This window comes from Mesorhizobium sp. M7A.F.Ca.CA.001.10.2.1, assembly GCF_003998575.1.
Classification (GTDB): Bacteria; Pseudomonadota; Alphaproteobacteria; order Rhizobiales; family Rhizobiaceae; genus Mesorhizobium.
In genome coordinates, this window is record NZ_RZQY01000601.1 from 1 (window position 1) to 3,814 (window position 3,814).

General features: G+C 64.4%; 2 protein-coding genes and 1 pseudogene. All 3 read right to left on the reverse strand.

What is annotated here, in order from left to right:
* Window positions 1-87: 87 nt before the first annotated feature.
* Window positions 88-963, reverse strand: coding sequence for a GNAT family N-acetyltransferase (locus tag EN964_RS28150; RefSeq protein WP_023812526.1), 876 nt, complete (start codon window positions 961-963; stop codon window positions 88-90).
* Window positions 964-1,144: 181 nt separating this feature from the next.
* Window positions 1,145-3,436 (reverse strand): PAS domain-containing hybrid sensor histidine kinase/response regulator, encoded by a 2,292-nt coding sequence (locus EN964_RS28155; RefSeq protein ID WP_127272653.1) that lies wholly within the window; start codon window positions 3,434-3,436, stop codon window positions 1,145-1,147.
* Window positions 3,437-3,574: 138 nt separating this feature from the next.
* Window positions 3,575-3,814 (reverse strand): annotated as a pseudogene (locus EN964_RS28160) (oxidoreductase); the annotation flags it as partial.

A 3,814-nucleotide genomic window follows, 5' to 3' on the forward strand; every position in this document is an offset into this window, starting at 1 on the left:
GAAAGGAAGCGAATAGCGAGTAGCGAATAGCGAATAGCGAATAGGAGCTGAACGAGATAGCTCTCGCTACTTTCTATTCGCTATTCGCTATGCTGCGAAGCGCTGGGCTTCGCCGCCATAGTAGTTGACGTAGCGGGCGCCGATTTCCTTGACCGGCATCACGACGAACACATCGACCGTCGAGAATTCGCGATCGATGACGCAGCCGTCGCCGATGCGGGCACCGACGCGCAGATAGCCCTTGACCAAAGGCGGCATCGCGGCGATCGCCGCCTTGGCATTGACGGCCTCGATCGGCATCAGGTCCATCGAGCAGTAGCGCCCGGACACCGCGCGCACGTCCCAGGCCGAATTGGTGCGGCAGTGGTGGGCGAGGTAGGTGAGCGCCTCGGCATGCGCCGCCGGCACGGTGCCGTGGAAGGAAGCGCAACCAGTCATCACACCGATTTCGTAATGGTTGATGTAAGCCCAGATGCCTTGCCACAACGCCTCGATGGTGCGCTTCGAGCGGTATTCCGGCAAAACGCAGGAGCGGCCGAGTTCAAGGAAACGCTGGCCGGGGTGACGGGCGATGAGCTTGGTCAGCTCGAATTCACCTTCGGAATAGAAACCGCCGGCCGTGGCCGCGATTTCTTGCCGCAGCAGCCGATATGTGCCGACGATGCGGCGATGTTCGGGACCGGAAAGCGTGGTGTCCAAAACAAGCAGATGATCGCAGAGCGGATCGAACCGGTCGGCGTCACGGCGGTCATGGGCCTGGAACAGGTCCTTCCTGGCGCCAAGTTCGTCGTAGAACACCCGGTAGCGCACTTCCTGCGCGGCCGCGATCTCGGCCTCGTTGCGAGCGAGCCGCACTTCAAGATTGCCTATACGGCCCAGCGCCGCGCCCTTTATGACGGAATCGACGTTACGTCCGGCAAGCAAGGCGCTGCTGGCGTTCGGCCGAGTGTCACATTCCGGCATAACTGTATGCACGAGTGATTCTCCTTCGAGCCATCCCTCTTGGCACGGGGATACGGTGTAGGTGCAACAGGATTGTGACAGTACCGTGATACGACGCCGTGGGCAATACTTCGTCGGCTGGCGAATACGATCAACCGGCTACGTTTAAGTGATCGCGCGGTGCGGATGGGCGGTGGAAAGCTCAGGCTGCGACGACCTGGCCCTCGACGGCATTGACCAGCGCCTCGGGGTCGAGCGGCTTGGTGACAAAGCCGCTGGCGCCATGGGCCAACACCGCATGGCGGGTCTTTTCCTGGCTGTCGGCCGACAGCACCATGATCGGTACCGGCCGCACGGCACTTTCTTCCTCATGGCGGCGGATGGCGGCGATCGCGTCCAGCCCGTCCATGACCGGCATGTGCAGATCCATCAAGACCACGTCGAAGCGGTCCTTGTGCGCGGCGCCGGTGACAGCCTCGACGGCGGCCTTGCCGTTGCCAACCACCCTGACGCGATGCCCGGCCTTCAGCAGCGTGGCGCGGGCCAGCATGGCGTTGATGTCATTGTCCTCGGCGATCAGCACCGACAGGCCGCGCTGGCGGTTGCCGACGGCGCGCAGCGACGGCGCGCCGCGCTTTTCGGGCTGCGGCGGGCCGAGGCTCGGAGCATGGCTGCTCAACAGCACACGCAAAAGTGTTCCGCCGCGCACTGGCCTGGCCAGGAAGGTTGCGTAGCCGCTGGCACGGAACTCGCCAAGCATGCCGCGATCGGTCGGCGCGATCAGCGTGATCGCCTCACAGTCGGAGAAACCGCTCTGGCGCAGGCGCTTGAGCAGCCTTCCGTCGCCTTCTTCCATCGCTGCATCGACCAGGATCGCATCGCAGCCGGCGGCGAAAGGCGCGGCCTGTGCTGCAGTGGTGGCGATGTCGACCGCGCCGCCATTGGCGCGGATGGTGCGGGCGATGGCGTCGGCCTCGACGGCGTTCTTCGACAGGATCACCGCGCGTCTGCCCGAGAGAGCATTCTGGTGGCCCTGCGGCGCTTCGGTGGCCGCTATCGCAGGGATTTCGAAGACGAATTCGGATCCCTGGCCGAGCCGGCTGGATACCGAGATCGTGCCGCCCATGGCGGCCACCAGGCGTCTGGAGATGGCAAGGCCGAGGCCGGCCCCGCCATGTGTGCGTGTCGACGTGCCGTCGGCCTGCTCGAATTCCTCGAAAATGCGCTCCAGGTCGGCGTCACGCAGGCCCGGACCGGTATCGGCGATGGTGAAGCATATGCGGTCGCTGGTTTCGGTGCGTGCGCGTGCTATGCTCACCAGCACGCCGCCGCTGTCGGTGAACTTGATGGCGTTGCCGATGAGGTTGAGAAGCACCTGCCTGACCTTGCCCGGATCGGCGGTGATCAATTGCGGCACGTCGGGTTCGACATGGCAACCCAGTCCGATATCCTTGGCGAAGGCGCGCGCCGCCAGCAATTCGATGATGTTGTCGGCGATCTCGCGCACCGACATCGGCTGCGGCTCGGGGTCGAAGCGCCCGGCTTCGATCTTGGAATAGTCGAGAAGATCCTCGATCAGGGCAAGCAATGCGCTGGCCGAGGTCGAGACGGCGCCGACATAGGTCTGCTGCTCCGGCGACAGGCTGGTGTCGGCGAGCAACCTGGCCATGCCCATGATGCCGTTCATCGGGGTGCGGATTTCATGGCTGACGGTAGCGAGGAAGCGCGATTTGGCCTGGCTGGCATATTCGGCCCGTTCGCGTGCGGTGATCAGCGACGATTCGGCGCGTTTGCGGGCGGTGATGTCGCGGGCGATGGCGCGGTGTGAAACGGCGCCGCTGTCCTTGTCGCGCACCGACAGTTCGATCCAAGAGAACCAGCGCTGCCCGCTCGGCGTGCTGATGGAGACATCGGTGGAACTCAGGCACTCATGGTCGGAAAAGGCGGCATCGGGAACCATGCCGACCTCGATGCCCAGTTCCGCCAGGGTCTTGCCGGCGAGGTCGCGCTGGTCGATCTCGACGAGATCGGCGAAGACCTTGTTGGCATAGACGATGTAGCCGTCGCGGTCGCGATGGATGACGAGATCGCCAAGCGCGTCGATCAGGCCGCGAAAGCGCTCGTCGCTCTCCTGCATCTCCCACATGCGGTCGGCCAGCGTCTCGATCTCGGCGCGGCTGCGGGCAGTGGTTTCGTCAAGAAGGGCGGAGGTGCGATGTTCGCTCCGCCTGGCGCGCAAATGCAGGGCAAGGCCGGCAAGGCCGGTTGCCAGCAATGCGACGCTGATGAAGATCGGTGCCCCGGTCAGATGCGCCAGCCCGGCCACCAACACGATGGCGACGAATGTCAGAAAGGGCAGGCTTTCGCGCCTGGAGAATTCCGGCTCGGGCACCAGCGGCGGCGCGGCGACGAAGCGCCGCGTCGACGCCGGCGGGAGCACCGCATCGACGTCGTCGCCAGTGTCCGCCTGTTGGCTGCCGGATTCCGCGATCATGCGAAATCCTTGCCAGACAGAGATTATGGAAAATTGCGGCGGATCGTTCGAATTTTAGCGGATGAGCGCTTTTTGCCGAGGCGCGGCGGGTTTGCCGCCAGATCTGGCGATTCCATCCCTTCCGGCAGTTGGGCGGAGTCACATATCCACGACGACGCGGCCGCGGATCTTGCCGTCGACGATGTCGTGCGCGGCATCGACGATGCCGTCGAACCCGATGGTGCTGGACAGGCTGGCGAGCTTCTGCAGATCGAGGTCGGTGGCGATGCGGCGCCATGCCTCGAGGCGGACTGCTTTAGGCGCCATCACTGAATCGATGCCGAGCAATGAGACGCCGCGCAGGATGAAGGGCGCGACGCTGGCCGGCAGGTCCATGCC